Raw genomic sequence first — 16,459 nt, 5'->3', positions numbered from 1 at the left:
GCCTTGCAAAACATCATTGAACGCTTACTACAAGGAGATCGGCGTGCCCTGGCCCGGATGGTCACGTTGATTGAAAACGAGGCCCCAGCAGCTTCTCGGTATCTGGCTGAACTCCATCGCCACTCTGGCAACGCGCATATCATTGGCGTGACCGGCTCGCCTGGTGCTGGGAAGAGCACGTTGGTGGCGCGCCTGGTGCGTGAGTATCGCAGGCGAGAGTGCAAGGTTGGTGTGATCGCGGTGGATCCGACCAGTCCTTTCAGTGGTGGGGCTATCTTAGGTGATCGCATTCGCATGATGGAGCTGGCAGGCGATCCCAATATCTTCATTCGCAGCATGGCCAGTCGAGGGAACCTGGGCGGTCTCTCCGCCTCGACGCGCGACGCCGTGCGTGCCATGGATGCCGCGGGCTATGACCCGATCATTATTGAGACCGTGGGCACAGGCCAGGCCGAGGTCGAGGTTATGCGCACGGCCCAGACGGTCTTCGTGGTGGTTGCGCCCGGTATGGGCGATGACATCCAGGCCATCAAGGCAGGTATCTTAGAGATTGCGGATATTTTCGTAGTAAGTAAGATGGATAAGCCAGGTGCCGACCAGACGGTCGCCGAACTGGCGATGCTGCTCAGCCTTGACTCCAATCGCAAGCAGGCGGAGTGGCGTATCCCCATCATCAAGACCTCGGCCGTAAAAGAGCAGGGTATTGCCGAACTAGCGGACGCCGCGCAGAAGCATCGCACCTACCTCCAGGAAAGCGGAATGATGCAGAGCCGTGCCCAGCGCCAGGTGCGTAGCGAACTCCAGGCTCTCATTCTCCAGGCTGTCACAAAATCGCTCCGCGAGGCCGTCAGCGAGGAAGAATGGCATGAGTTGATCGACGATATCACGAAGCGTGAGCGCGATCCCTACTCCGTCGCACGCGAGTTAGAGGCCCGCGTGGGCCTCAACGGCGCATAATTCTCCCTGATTGGGGGCCCGGAACATAATTAAAGCAGGCAACATCCCCGCTGAAAAGAGGTGTGATGCCTGCTTTTTATGCTTATGTTCAGGTGAAAGGCCGGTTCCGTTTGTGTGAGGGCGCGCAAGAATAGACACAGGTAAGTGGATCAAAGCAATTTTGTATCTGAGCAGAAAGTGTTGGCGCGGAAACGAGAGAAGCGTGAGTAAAAAAGCGACATCCGAAACGGTATTAGAAATGCGGGGGCGTGACCTGGTGATCACGCCTTCCGCAGAATATAGTCGGCTGACTCCCGAAGAACAGCTTACGGCGCTGTTTGGGAAGCGCCTCTCGCCTTTTGTGGCGGAGACCCTGACCCAGGATAAGCGTCATGCCTTCTGGCGCACCAAGCCCTACTATTTTAGTGCTGTGAAGGCGGCTTTGCAGGAGCAGCAAATTTCCCTCCGGATCGCGTTCGAGGAACGCCCCGCCCTCCCTTTTGCGACGCGTCTGGGGATGTCGCCACGCCCATACCAGCAGGAGGCTCTACAGGCCTGGTTGGACGTGGGAAGTGCGGGCGTCGTAATTTTGCCGACCGGGGCTGGCAAGACCTTTACCGCCGCCATGGCTCTGCACGAATTGGGACTCTGGACCCTCATTGTGGTGCCCACGATTGATCTGTTGCAGCAATGGCGCGTTGCTCTGGCCACTGCGCTCTCCCTGGAGAGCAGCGAGATCGGTCTCTTTGGTGGCGGCGAGAAAACCCTGAAGCCGATCACTGTGATTACCTATGACTCGGCGGCGCTCTATCCACGCGAGCTGGCCCAGTTTGGCTTGCTAGTCTTCGACGAGTGCCATCATCTTCCCGCACCAACCTATCGCCTGATCGCGGAGTCGGCCTTTACCCCCTTGCGCCTGGGCCTGAGCGCGACCCCCGAGCGTAGCGACATGGCGCATATAGAGCTTGATGAACTGATTGGACCCGAGGTCTATCGTCGCTCCCCCTCCGAGTTAACTGAGGATCGCTACCTGGCCCAGTATCGTGAAGTGGTCGTACCTATAGCCCTGGCGGAGGAGGATGCTGAGCGCTACAATGAGCAGCGCCAGATCTACCGCGCGTTTTTGCAGCGACGGCGCATTATTATTCGCTCGCCCGAGGATTTTCAGCAGAAGGTGATCTATATGAGCGCGCGCGATCCAGAGGCGCGCGAAGCCATGCTGGCCTGGCGTGAGGCGCGCAATATCGCCATGAACGCCCCCGCCAAGTACGCTGAAATCGAGCGTATCTTGCGCGAGCATGCCCAGGACCAGGCCATCCTCTTCTCAGAGTATAACTATGTCGTGGATGAGATCAGTCGTCGCCTGTGTATCCCCAGCATCACCTATAAAACGCCTGCCGAGGAGCGGCGCACCATCCTCGAACGTTTTCGCTCTGGTCAGTATACAAAACTGGTTACCGGGCGCGTATTAAACGAGGGCGTCGATGTGCCAGATTGCCGTGTAGCGGTTATCGTGAGTGGCAATAGCACTAAACGCGAGTATATCCAGCGCCTGGGGCGCGTACTTCGTCCCAAGGAGGGCCAGGCCCTGCTCTATGAACTGGTCACCTCCGATACCACTGAGGAGTCGGTGGCGAAGCGGCGTCGCTAAGAAGGGAGGCGCAGGAGGATGAACTCTTCTGCGCCTCCCTTCTTTAGCGACACATTATTTAAATCTTTTGGAGGCCAATGGCCGCCATGTATTGGCATTCGATATAGGCCTGGTTTGCGCCTGCGGAGCCTAGTAGTGGCAGTGGACTTTGATTCGGAGGAATCGTGCGCCCGGTGTAAGAGTCGGCTGCTACCTGTTTGAGTTGGAGAGCTATACTGAGGTTCGCTGGATCAGCCAGGTCAGCAGCCTTCAATAGAAGAACGTCGTTAGCACGTACTTTTTGGAGCCAGTCTCGCAGATCTTGAATGGCATATTCGGTGTTTTGTACGCGCTGTAAAAGATCCTTATTCCTGCCAGCGACCTGCTTAACCTGTTGCACCTGTTCATTCAGAATATCGAGATAGCCTTTCTGGCTGGGTGAGGAGAGCAGTCCTCGAGCTATACTCAGCTGCGAGGGAAGATTTTGTGGCAGGTCTCCTGACTGGCGGGCATTGTTGCTACCATCGAGCATCTCGATCACGCGTATGGCCTGACGCATAGCCAGGGCCTTATCGTTCACATGGTTTTGGAGCGTATCGACAATACTACCTGTTTTATCATTCATCGATTTAATGGTTTCAAAGAGTGTCACGATAACGCTCTGGTTATTCTCCAGGCCAGGAGTCGAGGAGAGAATATTTTTGACTGCGGTTGCGACTTTGGGGTCGAGCACTCCATGGTAGATGTGTTGCTGGCCAGGAGCCTGGGGCTGTGTATTCGCTTGCTCTAACGTGATAAGCACCCCTGTCGCGATGTTTAGCAGGTCTGTATGTTGCGTATTGCCAGGATAGGTGTAGGTGATGGCATTATTCTGGAGCGGTAATGTGCCCAGGGGCAGTGGCTTTGCCTCCGTTTCCAGCCAGGCAAAATAGGCCTTGCCCTGAGCGGGAGCGTCTATGTGGTCTATCTGTAGGTGGAGCACATCGTTATGCCCAAGCGCATCATCCTGGAAGAAGACGCGTGCGGTATTTGTGATGGTTGCTGTGGGCTGAGTGTTATGAGGCTGACGCCAGAAAGTTCCCAGGAATGCACCCCCGAGTATGAGTAGCAACACGACTGCGATCAGGAAAATATACGCGGGTTTATCGATAAGGCGCTGGCGGCGCGGAGGTAACGCCAGAGGTGGCGTTTGTGGCGCCATTGCAGATCGTGGCGCTGCTACTGATGAGTATACATGGGTTGTCTGTTGCGGCTCGCGTGCTGGCATTTCTGGAGGCCTTACAGGCCCTACAACTGGCGTGGGCTGGGGTGAGGCATGGTGTGCATCACGGACTTGATAGCCAGAAAGGAGACCCGAAGAGCGCTGTGACGGTGCTATGGGTGACTGGCCAATGCCTGGTAGCGACTGCGAAGTCGCAGGAGGATCTGGCAAGGGACGTGAATTTGACGATCGAGCCTGGTCAATGCCTGGTAACGATTGTGAGGCCTTGAGAGGAATTGGCAAGGGACGTGAATTTGACAACAAAGGTTGTGAGGCAGGAGGGAGCGCAGGCAAGGGCCGGGAAATAGGTGCATTGAGTGGTGGTTGCACTGTTTGTGGTGAAAACGGCTGAGGAACCCCGAGAATGTTAATGGTTGGCCCTCTTTGCGCGGCCGAATGGCCTGGCTCTGGAAGGGCTTGGATGGCACGCAACTTCAGACTTGGACGCATGGAGCAGGCCTCTGCAATAGCGGTCGCCATGAGCGAGGCGCTGGCAAAGCGGGCAACAGGGTCTTTCGCAAGTGCGCGTAGGATGACCTCGGAGAGGGCCGCGGGAATATTCGGATTGATCAAATTGGGCGGCGTTGGAAGCGCATTCACATGCTGCATCATAATTGAGATGGGGCTTTCTCCACGAAAGGGGGGAATGCCGGTGCAGATCTCATAGAGCAGGGCTCCGAGGGCATAAATATCGCTACGTGTATTGGGGTGGCCACCACCTGCCTGTTCCGGTGAAATATAAAAGGGCATGTCGGCGTTGGGCGTGATACCCAACATAGGGCAGAAGCCGGTATCGACGAGTAAGGGCTCACCAGCATCAAAATTGGTGCGATTTTTTGCCTGGAGCAGGATATTCTTGGGCTTAATATCTCCGTGAATGATCCCTTTGCTGTGAGTGTAATCTAAGGCATCTCCCAGGCAAGAGTAGAGATAGACAATGTTATGTATCGAGGGAAATTGACCGCGATGCGAGGTGACTTTCAGGTAATCGTTACATGTTAGTCCCTCAATGTAATCCATCACAATGTAGGCAACGGTTTCATTTCCATCGGGGGCGCGATAGACATTGACTTCGCGTAAAGGCACGAGATGATCCTGGTGAAGCGCACTCAGGGCTGTCCCTGCGGTCGTGAAGTCATTGAAGAAGTGAGGATTAGCCTGCTGCAAATCGGTATGCAGGAGCTTGATAGCAACATCGCGCTGGAGTTGCAGATCCCGTCCTTTCCATACCTCGCCAATGCTGCCCCGACCTATTTTAGTGTGTAGCTCATATTTGTCCAGGCGTCGTGGGGTTGTGCTCATTGCCGCCTCCAGTGGCTGAAACGGTGCCTTTGTTGTAGATGCTCTAAATAATCGGCATAACAACTTTATAGCCCAATGCCAACCATAGCATAGGGTATACAAATGTTCAATTGCAATAGGATATGCCTCCTATTGCTCCGTTTCGTGCAAGCGCGATAAGAATAGAGGAGAGTGCGAAAGCCTGAAAAAGGCGCCAGATCTTTGTGCTAGATCTTTGCTATAATGGGGGCAAGGTATACCTCTTATGGTTTCCTGGGAAGGTGATATCCGTGCGTTTTAGCTTACAAGATGTCAAAAAAACTGTTCATCGGCGTGCTGGCAGGTCAGGGAAGGCGCCTGATCTCGGACTCTCTCTGTATTTTTTACGCCCTGGCGTCCTGTACCAGGAAATAGAGCAACTTGTGGCCTATTATGAAAGTATGCTTGGCCGTCCACAGCGTGCTTTCCTTGAAGACGAGGCCCGCTCCTACATTGGCGATTATCGCCTGGCCAATTGCTTGCTGGCGACTTTGAGCAACTGGTATCAATGGCGTACGCGGGAGTGGGACGAGGTCCTGCAAGAGATGCAGGCGAGCGAGGCCTTGGAGGACGTAATGTCACCGACCCGGCTACGCCTGGCTCTTTTCGACTATGTCAACGAACACTACCAGGGATTTCTGGCGACTGACCAGCGCCAGGAGGCTTTACAGGCGTTTGCTCTCACCTATCGCTTGACGCCTGACCAGCTAGCCTATCTGTTGGTGTTAGATAGCGAGGATGAGGCGGTACTGGTACGCACTGGCGAACAACCTCCTACAGCGCCTGAGGTTGCCGCCATCTATAATCAGTGGGCGTTTGAGGCTGCGCTTTTTAACGCCTCCGATGTCCATTTTTCACTCGACTGCCAGGCTTTATCCGACGAATTATCTGCCGCTGAGCTTTTTCCCATGCCCAGCACTGAACCGGGATTGGGCGCGGTGATCAAGCGTTTATGCTTTCTCGCGCGGCGCTTTGGTGTGTACTATGATCTTTCCTATGAGGCCGACCTTGTGGGTGAACTGTCAGGGCGTCCAACCACGCTCGAACTCTTGTTGTATGGTCCACAAGAGGTGACCGGTGCGCCACAGCAATATGGGATGCGCCTGGCGCGTCTCTGCCGGGTGTTGCTGGGGTATCAAAAGCAACCAGGGCGTTCGCAGTCTTTTTCCGCTGCGTTGGTAGAAGCGGAGGCAACCGTGCATTTCTTGCAGCGCCGCTACCAGTTTCAGATGGACGCCAAACTACTCCAATTGTTGCCACAGCCTGCCAGGAGCGAAGTGGCGGAGGAGAACACAGCTTATGTTCCTACAACCGCGCTCTTTGATAGCAGTATTGAGCAGGGCTTTGCCGAGGCCTTTACTGCTTTAGCCGCCAGCCAGGGTGCCGATGGCTGGCACCTGGAACGCGAGCCAGAGCCGTTACTGCTGGCACAGAGTATTTTTATACCCGATTTTGCGCTCTCACGAGGTCGCGAGCGTATTTATATGGAGATCCTTGGTTTCTGGACCCCGGCTTATCGGGAACGCAAGATACAGAAATTGCTGCAAATGACGCAGCGCAAGGATCTTATCCTGGCCATCCCTCTCGACGCGAAGGAGGCCTTTGCCCCGATTGCCTCGTCCTTCCCCATTGTCTACTACCGAGGCCAACTCTCGGCCAGCGAGGTCTTACACCTGTTACGCCAGCATTTTGATGATTTTGCCTCGCGCCTTGCTCAGCTAGATAGTGCGTCAATACGTGCGCATGTGCAGGTGCGCGGTTTCCTCCCGGAGCAAGAGTGTTATGCCCTGCTGAAGTGCTACCGTCGTTCAGAACTGGCGCAGGCGGCGCAACTGGTGGTTGATGAGCGAACGCGCTATGTCGCAGGCCTGGGTCTCTACAGTGTCGAAGCGGAAGAGCAACTGCGACGTGAGATGCTGACAGCACTGCGCGCTGAAAACGCGTTCACGCTTGGCGCCTTTGCCTCGCGTGTCAGGCAGCTTGCTCCCGCCTTGCAGGCATGTGATGAAAGCGCGATAGAAGCCCTCATTGCCCTTTGGCCGGAAATACATATTCGCCGGGACTCAATCTTCGAGGCGCAGGTCGAACTGGCTGCTGAGAGCCTGTCAGAAGAGTCTCCCATGGTCGATACCAATCATGCATCTGGAGAGGACGTAGAGATGCCTGCTATGCCTCTTACCGAGCCAGAGGGCGTGCCTGTTAGTGGGAAGAAGACGAGCAGCGGCCGCAAGCCTGATACCACTCGGGCGAAGGCTGGTCGGAAACGTGTCGCGGCTCCAGCTGTGCAGAGTGATTTGTGGGGCGAGGCTTAGTAGCAACGTCCCAGATTCTTTCTTCTCAACACTTTCTCTGCGGCATATAGGTACTTCATCATTTACTATGCAGATTAAACACCTGCCATACTTCACCTTGCGAATTTATTCGGATGTATTTATACTTTTAAAGATGAGAAAGCCCTCCCCTGAATACGATACATACGAGAGTATATCAAGCTTGAGTTTATCTTTGACAGCGGAAGAAAGGCTGGGCTTTTAGCAGGACAGGTCGTCATGTACTGTAGACGTATCGTGCTGTATTTTGCATGCAGGGATAGGCGCGCTATCTCCCCCGTGCCTATGTTTGGAAAGGCAGTGAGAGGTAATGAAGGATGCAGCTAACAGGAACGTTCCACTTGTGCGTATCTATCTGCTTGGGCAATGCTGCCTGGAAAGATGGCGTAGTCAGGGATGGGAAACGGTCAGTGAGATGGGATGGCAACAGAGACGCGTGCGCTCACTCTTTGCTTGTATGGTAAGTCAAACCTCGCGTATGATGGGGCGCGAGCAGCTGATGGAGGCGCTCTGGCCTGAACTGGATGTGGGTAACTCTGCTAATCGTCTTAATACCGCCGTGCATGGATTGCGCCAGGTGTTGGAACCTGAACTGGAGCGACCCGCAAACTCACAATTGTTGCGCCTGGAACATGATATTTTTATGCTTGCTCAGCAACGCCAGGTGTGGGTAGACGCGGATGCGTTTGAGGAATGGCTGCGCCTGGCATACGCAGCTCAGGACGCTCAGTCCAGAGAGCATCTTCTCTTACAGGCGGCACAGCTCTACAAGGGTGAATTTTTAGCGGAGGAGCGAACGCTCTCGTGGGCACAGGCACGGCGTAGCACTTTGCAGCGCAAATGGATTGGTCTTTTGCTCATGCTCGCCGATGTCTACGAGGCACGGAGTGCATGGCCTGAAGAAATCGAGGTCTTGGAACGCTTGATTACTGTCGACCCTGCCCATGAGGCTGCCGTGCGCCGTCTTATGCACGCTCTGGTACGCCTGGAACGGCCCGCAGAGGCCGCGCATGTCTATCAATGCCTGGTCACCAAGTTGGCGAAACTCTACGGGACCGAACCACTTGTCGAGACGCGGCAACTCTATGCCTCTGTCTGCAAGAAGATGCAGGCCCCAGCCACGTTCTCTTCACCCTTATCTGCGCTTGCTCAACCTATCTCATCGCTACGCTCTGGTACGGCTCCTTATGCCTTGTCTGAGGATGTTTTTCTTGCTCAGATCCCATCTTTGGTCAGGACGACGTGGAACCTGAAAGATCGTGCATCCAGACCAGAACTGGTAGGGCGTGAGCAGGAGTATGAGGAGTTGTGTCGTACGCTCCATTCTCTTCAGCAAGCTCCGTCTCTTACTCCCCATATGTTCCTGTTAACGGGTGAGGCGGGCATGGGCAAGACACACCTCGCCGAAGAGGTGAGCCAGTATGCGCAAGAACTAGGTTGGGTGGTTTTGTGGAATAAAGTATTGGAGGAGCAATGTGCCACTCCCTATCATGCCTGGCTAGATGTGCTTCGTCTCTTGCGCGAGAGCGAACTTCTCCCCCAGCATAGCGAGACGCACATAGTAAACAAAAATTCGCAGACACAAGTGTTGTCCAGGTGGCAACGGGAGTATGTAACCCTGGCCGCCGTGGAGTCGCTCTTGCATGAGCAGGAGTGTTTCTCTCTGCGTGAGGACCTGCTGAAATGGCTCGACGCTAGTTGTGGTCAAAAACCTTTGCTCATTGTGTTTGATGATGCTCACTGGTTTGATCGTGAAAGTATTGAGTTGTTATGTTATCTTGTACGACGTTTGTGTAAGCGTCCTATCGCGGTTATGGTGACCTGTCTAACTGCTGAGTTAATGCGGAATCAAGTATTGCAAACACTCATTGCGGACTTGCGTCGCGATCAACTAGTACAACTGGTGCGATTACAAGCCCTTGGGGATGGACAGATTGAAGATCTGCTGGCTCACGTACCATCCTCGCTGGTTGCCGACATTAAGAAGCAGGTGGGTGGCAATCCTTTTCTGGCCTGGGAGCTTGCCGCTGCTCTAGGCAGGAAAGCAAGGAACCTGTCACAGAGAAGCGCAGGAGACAGCCAGGTGACCTTGCCTCGCTCTATCGTAGCGATCCTTGAGCAGCGTTTCTGTCGCTTGAGCCTATGCAGCCAGCGGCTCTTGCGCAAGTGCGCTCGCCTGGGAAGTGCTTTTACCCTGCAACAGGTGCTTCAGCTTGGGGCAGAGTATGATGAGGACGAGATCCTGGATGTACTGGAAGAATCACTCCAGGCAGGCTTACTGGCCGAAGATGGTATGGGAGATGCTATTCACTATGAGTTTCGTCCACCTCTGTTAGCGTGTTACCTTGCCCAATGTTACGACTAGACCAGGGATTACTCAGAATTTCTCGCTCCAATATAGTTTGCTTGTATAGGAAATAGGGTGGTGGCAATGCCTCAGGCATTGCCACCACCCTATTTCCTATGGGCCCTCTCTGAAGCGTTGCCAACGCAAAGTTATTAAAAAAAACATAAAAATAGCGAAAATAGCAAAAAAGGGCAGGAAAGTCAGTTGACAAGTACCTTTGTTCTAGTGTACTATGTGGACCATAAGGCTTTGGAACAAAAGTTCGTTTCGCTAGCATTAGGAGAGGACGGTACCAATGTGGAGCAGAGTTACACAGCGCGTGGTGGACGCATGTCAGCGAAAGGTTCCCAGCATATTCGTGAACAGCAGGTAGCAAGCCGCGATTTTTTTGATGATGAGTATGATGATGAATTGCCCGGTCGTATGCCTAAGAGCGTGCGCCGTTATCATAGCGATGTCAAGTCGGAGACTGGTCGTGCCCCCGCAGATGTACAGGCCTCAAGCCAGAGCGTGCGCCTTGCGTCAACTGGCAAGGTTCCTCCGCGCCGGACGGCGGTGACCCAGGGGCGTACGCCAGCGGTATCGACTGGGCGTCGGCACGTGGTTGATACAGAGGATGTGTTGGGACCAGGGAAAGGTCCTCTTCTTCGAGGAAAGCATCTATCAGGGCAGCACCCTCATTTACTTGTATATATTGGTATTCTTCTGGTTGTTATGGTTCTGGGGTGGTTTGCCTTAACGTTTTTATCCAACTGGTGGCAGGTGACGCAGGATGATTGGCATTATGGACGTCCTCGTACGTCTCAGATAGATTATGTCGTTGGACATAATAATGACTCAAGCGCACAACCCAGTCATTTCATAGCCTTAAATATGAACCGTAAGATAGAGATTATTGAGTGTCCTGCAGGCGATTGTTCGAAGGCAAAGATTTATATTGGCCCTGATTTAATTGGCCCTAACCAGGATCTTACCCCTGCCACATTGTCTTTTGTGGACGAGAATGGCGATGGCAAGCCCGATATGATTGTCCATATTCAGGATACGCAGATTATTTTTATTAACGAGAATGATGCTTTCCGCCCTCAAAGGCCCAATGAAAACCTACAAGCCAAATAGCCAGTAAAAGTAAAGGCAGGCTGCCATAGCCTGCCTTGTACAGTTTTTCTCGATTGTTCTTGATAGAGAACCCTGGACGCTTAGCGTACAGCACTCGTATGCTCAAAAAGCACCGCTTGCGTGTGCGCTATTTTCTGCTCCCTGGCCTGGTAGGCAGGCCTGGGGGTCACGGGTTGGACCGCTATAACATGCAACTTCTTTGGTGCAACGGAGACTGGTGTGGGAGTTATAGTCGTTGAAGGCATGGGCGCATGTTCGACCTGCTTTGCACCTCTACGAAGAGCCAGGCAGGCAAAAACGATCATCCAGGCTAAGAGTAGCCCAACAAGCGTCCAGGTCATCAACATATGCGTCGTGTCGTTCATCGATGTGATGGCGGTTGTTGCGTCCACTAATCCGTCCCCTTCTCCAGGCTGTTTTGTGGGAAAAACAGCAGCGAACTCTTGTTATTGTGATAACCGATATATATGAGCGAGCTGAACATGGCTGAAACTTTGTGCTTTAGGTCTTCGCATCCCTTTGTGGCTTTGGGATGGTTCTCCTGGACTGCTTCAAGGGTATGACGAAACGGAAGCGCCAAAAGTTTCAAGCTGTGCTGTTATGGTTCCTATTTTTATTTTACACAACACTCCTGTATTCTAAGCCATACATGCCGCTTCGTCTAATCATATAGAACTCTTTCCCTAGCCTTTATCGGTAAAGAATGGCTATTTGTTCATTCTGGAGACAAAAAAAGCCTCTCTTCCCTCTTTTCTGTGTCTCCAGAACATGGTAATCTGAAAACAGAAGCTACTTTTGCTTGTTTCTGCATTTAATAGGCAAACTCTTGTTGCCTGGTAGGAAACATGTCACAATACATCTGCGTGCCTGCGTACTAATAGAGAATGTATATGCACTAAAGGGGACAAAAGGCTATGGGTCAAATTAACTGGCAACGCACACGTGATATTCTCATCTGTATTATCTGCGTTGGCCTTATCTTTAGCACGACCTGGGCACTCTTAGGCCAGTTTGTCGATGCGATTATTATTCTTTTACTTTCAATGGCAGTGGCCTTCTTATTAACGCCGCTGGTAAATTTCCTGGTGAAGTATCATGTTCCACGAGCGGTCGCGACGCTGCTTGTCTATGTAGTTGTACTTGGGGCTTTGGGTTACCTGACCTATCTCCTCGCGGCTAATTTGATTGTGCAATCGTTGGCATTTTCAGATACCATTAAGAATTATGCCAACGCGCTACCTGAGAATTATAAGAATTTCATTAATTACCTCCATGATATCAAGATTCCGCAGAAAAATATTGACGATACCATCACAAGCATACAGAGTAAGGCGAACGAGTTTGCGTTTACGCTGACAAATAACGCGCTGAGTTTTGTGACTGTGCTTGTGAATGCACTTATCAATATCTTTCTGATTGTGGTCTTGAGCTTCTATCTCACGGTTGACGGGAAACGCATTCGCGATAGCCTGGTGAGTCTCTCGCCTAAGCGTTTTCTGCCTAATGTGTTGCTCTTTGAAGATGCACTCTCGCGGGTCGTGGGCAACTATATTCGTGGACAGTTAACGCTGGCCGTTATCGTTGGGATCCTGGTTGGTGTCATTTGTGCCGTCAATCCTCCGCTGGGGAAGTATGCCCTGATCTGTGGTGTGCTGGCCTTTCTCTTTGAGACCATTCCCATGGTGGGGCCTGCTCTGGCGTCGATTACGCCACTGCTGCTCTCGTTGCTTCTGCCAGATCCTTTCCCGCGTACATTAATTGTTGCCGGGTGCTTTATTGCGCTCCAGGTCATTGAGAGTAATATCCTGGGGCCGCGTATTGTGGGTCACGCAGTGGGCCTGCATCCAGTGGCGGCTATTCTCTCGCTGCTGGTTGGTGCCCAGCTCTTTGGGGTCTTTGGAGCCTTGTTGGCAACACCTGTCGTTGCGGCGCTCTGGGTGGTAGTGGCGAGCATTTACCGCTCGGCCAGAGGCGAGAGCGCGGACCAGATTCTGGCTCGCAAACGTGCCCCCTGGACGATACGTCGCCCAAATGGGCAGTTGTTACATAAACGGCCTGCCCAGCAGACGCGTTCTCCCGGTGGTAGTGGAGAAAGACCAGAGGTCACCTCTGAGTCGCCTTCAGGTGAGATCTCCTACTCGGAATTGCTCTACGAGGTTGAGCAGGAGGAGGAGAAGAAGAAGACACCTGAGAGAGGGCCAGAGACGACGCCGCCCTCCTCTCGTTAACCCCATTTACATATTCCAGGTTTGACTCTTGGCGCTTGCGGCGCTCGCCTGGATAGAAGCGTGATGGACCCTGGCTGCCTGCGGCAGCCAGGGTCCATCACGCTTCTATCCAGAAAGGCCCCTTTTAGAGGACCAAAGAGGACCAGAGTCGGGCGATTACGAATTGCCAAAGATCTTGCGTAGCTCTTCTTCGCCCTCGCTGCTGAGCAGGGCATAGACTTCATCATTTTCTTGCAGCTCAGTGTCTGCGGTGGGGAAGAGGGGCTCATTCCCGCGCATGATCAGGGCTAGCGTGCTTTTGCGCGGCAGATGTACCTGGCTGAGCTTTTTTCCGGAAACTGGCGAGAGCGGGGGAACGTTGAGCGCCACGATCTCCAGTCCTGCTTTCTTCAGTGTCATCAGCGGGATGAAGTGTGGTCCCGGAAGCTCGCTCTCGATAAGTGAGAGAATGGCCTTGGTCGGGCTGATAGTGACATCGATGCCCAACTTCTGGAATAGCTCCTCGTGCTTGGGGTTGTTGAGGCGGGCGATGGTGCGGGTGACATTGAAGCGTTTCTTTGCCATCTGACAGATGACCAGGTTGTCTTCATCCTCACCAGTGACGGCGATGACAACATCCGCGCGTTGGGCCCCGGCCTCCTCCATTATGCGTGCTTCGCAGGCGTCACCTTTTATGACGGATTGCCCTAACTCCTCGCTAAGGGTTTGCACACGGTTCGACGATTTCTCAAGGAGTAGCACCTCGTGCCCTCTGCTAAGTAGGTTGCGGGTCAGGTAGTAGCCAACGTCGCCACCACCTCCAACGATGATATACATAGTCCTTCTGCCTCTATCTTTTTCTTCTGTTTATGCCACAGGCATTTCGCCCTATGACGGTTGGTATACCTGGAAAACGAGCTTACTTGGTATTCATGAGCGCGTGGAACATCAGATCTGCGCCAACAATGGTTGGGCAGATGGCCTCGATGCCCAGTTCGTTGTATGTGCTCTGGCGAATGGGATCATAAATACGGCATACCACTTTACGTACGTGGAAAATCTCTTTGGCTATCTGGCTAGCCATGATGTTGCGATTGTCGCCGTTGGTAACAGCTGCAAAGGCATCAGCCTCAGCCAGGCCAGCTCGGCGCAATACATCTTCATCTACCCCACTTCCGATGATAGTCTCGCCATGAAAGTCGCTGTTGAGACGATGAAATGAGTCGCTATTGTTGTCGATAACTACGACATGGTGTCCTGCTTTGTCAAGCTGCGTGGCTAATGTCGCGCCAACGCGTCCACAGCCAAGGATGACAATTTTCACGGAATGCCTCCTGTCGGTCAGAGACCGCTTTTGGGATGTAGGTGATAACCAGTTTGTATTATAGCATGTGTAACTTTAGCTCTGGGCGCCCTGCCATAATAAGCCTACTCCCTCGTTCAACATGGTATGATAGGTAATACAGTTGGAGTTTTTGTGTTGGGAAAGTTGGAGCGCTTACCATGTCATCTCTTGTTCAAAGGTATACCTTGCGCCCCCTTGCGTCCGCTGAAGGTTGTCAATGGGAACGCTTTGTAGCCGAACATACCTATGGTCATCTCCTGCAAAGTTGGAACTGGGGAGAGCTGAAAACGTCGCCGAACTGGCGCCCTCTGCGCCTGGCGCTCTTTGATGAGCAACAGCGGATCGTCGCGGCCGCGCAGGTCCTGCAACGTACGGTTTCGCGTGTGCCTGCACGCCTGGGACACCTGGCATATATCCCTCGCGGTCCAGTGCTCGATTGGTCGCAGCCAGAACTATGCGAGACCTTTTTTACACATTTGCATGCCTTCTTGCGCCAACAGGGGGCCATGGCGTTACGTGTAGAGTGTAACCTGGAGGCTGATTCGCCAGCAGGTTCCTGGGCTCAGAGCTATTTTGCGCGTACCGGAATGGAGTCTGTTCCTGCAGTGCAGCCTTTGCGCACGATTACCCTGGACGTGACACCCTCAGAAGAGACGCTGTTGGCGCAAATGAAGGAGAAGTGGCGGTATAATGTACGCCTGGCGCGTAAGCGTGGCGTGACGGTGCGTGTCGCGCAAACACTGGAAGATGTCGATGCCTGGTATGCCTTAATGCAGACGACCAGTGAGCGTGACAGCTTTGGGATTCATACGTTGCAGTACTACCAGCGAGCCTGGCAATGCTTTCATCCAGATGAGCACCTGCGCCTCTTCCTGGCCGAGCATGAGGGACAACTCCTGGCTGGCATCTTTGTCTCGCTGTATGCGCGCGAAGGGATTTACATGTATGGTGCTTCAAGCAATGAAAAGCGTCAGCTCATGCCCAATTACCTCTTGCAGTGGGAGGCGATTCGCTGGGCCAGGGGCTGTGGAGCCGTAAGCTATGATTTCTGGGTATTCCTGACACAGACAATGAAGAAGAGGCAATGGCGGGTGTATACCGTTTCAAGCGCGGTTGGGGTGGACGTGTTGTACAATTTGTGGGAGGCTACCAATATAATTATCATCCTCTGGCCATGAAGCTTGCCAGCCAATTTATCTCATAATTCTGATGTATTTTGTACCCATCAATGAGTCTGGGAGGGCCATGATTTCACTACCTTTTGCCCTGGAAACTGCCCTGGAGCGCCAAATTGCTGAAGACCCCGAGTGGCAGACCGGTGTGGAATGGGGGATACCGCGAACCGGTCATCTTGAGGGACCCGTTAAATTTCATATCACCGATGTGCTTGCGAATATCGAGCGACAACAACCTCCACCGACCGCGCAGGAGCGGTGTGCACTTCGTCTGATTGCATTGACCCATGATGCCTTTAAATATCGCGTGGATGAATCACGCCCTAAAATCGGTACCAATCACCATGCCTATATCGCGCGCAAGTTCTCTGAGCGCTATATCCATGATCCTGTCTTGCTAGATATTATCGAACTGCACGATGAGGCGTATAATAGCTGGCGCCTGGGCGCCCGTAAAGGCCGGTGGCAGCACGCTGAGGAGCGGATCGATCTCCTATTGGAGCGAATTGGCTCCTCATTGCCCCTGTATGCTCGCTTCTTTCTCGCCGATAGCCATACCGAGTCCAAGAACCAGGATCCCGTGACCTGGTTTCGCGATGTGCTCCAGAGGCGTGGCTATACCTTCCCTTTCTGGCGGTAGTGGTGACCTACGCACCACTGTCGCCTCTCTCCCCGCTAATGAAAAATTCGCTTTCCCTTCATTACTGGTCATTGTTCTCCCTTATTTGTGTTGGGCTTACACTAGAAATATAGATACTACTCAATAGGATGAGCCTATGCCTGGGCAGG

Annotated in this window: 12 protein-coding genes and 1 pseudogene; 9 read left to right on the top strand and 4 right to left on the bottom strand. The window is 53.2% G+C overall.

Features of this window, described 5'->3' with window-relative positions; genetic code table 11:
• Positions 1-3 precede the first annotated feature (3 nt).
• Both meaB and JMJ04_RS05710 read left to right on the top strand, forming a co-directional pair.
• Positions 4-957: a methylmalonyl Co-A mutase-associated GTPase MeaB gene (meaB, locus tag JMJ04_RS05715; RefSeq protein WP_201369576.1), complete on the top strand. Its 954-nt coding sequence runs from the start codon at positions 4-6 to the stop codon at positions 955-957.
• A 202-nt stretch (positions 958-1,159) separates the two neighbouring features.
• The gene (locus JMJ04_RS05710) at positions 1,160-2,587 is read left to right on the top strand and encodes a DEAD/DEAH box helicase (protein ID WP_236037928.1); all 1,428 of its coding nucleotides are present in this window, start codon (positions 1,160-1,162) and stop codon (positions 2,585-2,587) included.
• A gap of 58 nt (positions 2,588-2,645) precedes the next feature.
• Here JMJ04_RS05710 and JMJ04_RS05705 read toward each other — a convergent pair whose 3' ends face one another.
• A complete protein-coding gene (locus JMJ04_RS05705) occupies positions 2,646-5,129 on the bottom strand; it encodes a serine/threonine protein kinase (protein WP_201369575.1) in 2,484 nt (827 codons plus the stop codon).
• A 269-nt stretch (positions 5,130-5,398) separates the two neighbouring features.
• Between JMJ04_RS05705 and JMJ04_RS05700 the strand changes: the two genes are divergently transcribed.
• From JMJ04_RS05700 to JMJ04_RS05690, 3 genes are all read left to right on the top strand, one after another.
• On the top strand, positions 5,399-7,459 hold the full coding sequence (locus JMJ04_RS05700; protein WP_201369574.1) for a DUF790 family protein: 2,061 nt from the start codon (positions 5,399-5,401) through the stop codon (positions 7,457-7,459).
• Between the two features lie 361 nt (positions 7,460-7,820).
• The gene (locus JMJ04_RS05695; protein ID WP_201369573.1) at positions 7,821-9,842 is read left to right on the top strand and encodes an ATP-binding protein; all 2,022 of its coding nucleotides are present in this window, start codon (positions 7,821-7,823) and stop codon (positions 9,840-9,842) included.
• Between the two features lie 279 nt (positions 9,843-10,121).
• Positions 10,122-10,943, top strand: coding sequence for a hypothetical protein (locus JMJ04_RS05690; protein ID WP_201369572.1), 822 nt, complete (start codon positions 10,122-10,124; stop codon positions 10,941-10,943).
• A gap of 80 nt (positions 10,944-11,023) precedes the next feature.
• On the opposite strand, the gene JMJ04_RS05685 is transcribed toward JMJ04_RS05690, so the two are convergent.
• The gene (locus JMJ04_RS05685) at positions 11,024-11,335 is read right to left on the bottom strand and encodes a hypothetical protein (protein WP_201369571.1); all 312 of its coding nucleotides are present in this window, start codon (positions 11,333-11,335) and stop codon (positions 11,024-11,026) included.
• A 522-nt stretch (positions 11,336-11,857) separates the two neighbouring features.
• Here JMJ04_RS05685 and JMJ04_RS05680 point away from each other — a divergent pair.
• The gene (locus JMJ04_RS05680; protein ID WP_201369570.1) at positions 11,858-13,171 is read left to right on the top strand and encodes an AI-2E family transporter; all 1,314 of its coding nucleotides are present in this window, start codon (positions 11,858-11,860) and stop codon (positions 13,169-13,171) included.
• Positions 13,172-13,327: 156 nt separating this feature from the next.
• Here the strand turns inward: JMJ04_RS05680 and JMJ04_RS05675 are convergent, their stop codons facing one another.
• Both JMJ04_RS05675 and JMJ04_RS05670 read right to left on the bottom strand, forming a co-directional pair.
• Entirely contained in the window at positions 13,328-13,987 is a 660-nt protein-coding gene (locus tag JMJ04_RS05675) for a potassium channel family protein (RefSeq protein ID WP_201369569.1), read from the bottom strand.
• Between the two features lie 82 nt (positions 13,988-14,069).
• Complete coding sequence (locus JMJ04_RS05670; protein WP_201369568.1) at positions 14,070-14,474, bottom strand: potassium channel family protein; 405 nt, start codon at positions 14,472-14,474, stop codon at positions 14,070-14,072.
• 179 nt (positions 14,475-14,653) lie between these two features.
• Here JMJ04_RS05670 and JMJ04_RS05665 point away from each other — a divergent pair.
• From JMJ04_RS05665 to JMJ04_RS05660, 3 genes and pseudogenes are all read left to right on the top strand, one after another.
• Positions 14,654-15,532 (top strand): annotated as a pseudogene (locus JMJ04_RS05665) (lipid II:glycine glycyltransferase FemX); the annotation flags it as partial.
• Positions 15,533-15,579: 47 nt separating this feature from the next.
• Positions 15,580-15,699, top strand: a complete 120-nt coding sequence (locus JMJ04_RS48605; RefSeq protein WP_420799458.1) for a hypothetical protein — start codon at positions 15,580-15,582, stop codon at positions 15,697-15,699.
• A 41-nt stretch (positions 15,700-15,740) separates the two neighbouring features.
• Complete coding sequence (locus tag JMJ04_RS05660) at positions 15,741-16,310, top strand: hypothetical protein (RefSeq protein ID WP_201369566.1); 570 nt, start codon at positions 15,741-15,743, stop codon at positions 16,308-16,310.
• Positions 16,311-16,459: the final 149 nt, after the last annotated feature.

The organism is Ktedonobacter robiniae (genome assembly GCF_016587375.1).
GTDB classification, from domain to species: domain Bacteria; phylum Chloroflexota; class Ktedonobacteria; order Ktedonobacterales; family Ktedonobacteraceae; genus Ktedonobacter; species Ktedonobacter robiniae.
Note: the sequence above shows the minus strand (reverse complement) of the source record. Positions and strands in the feature narration are given on the sequence as shown.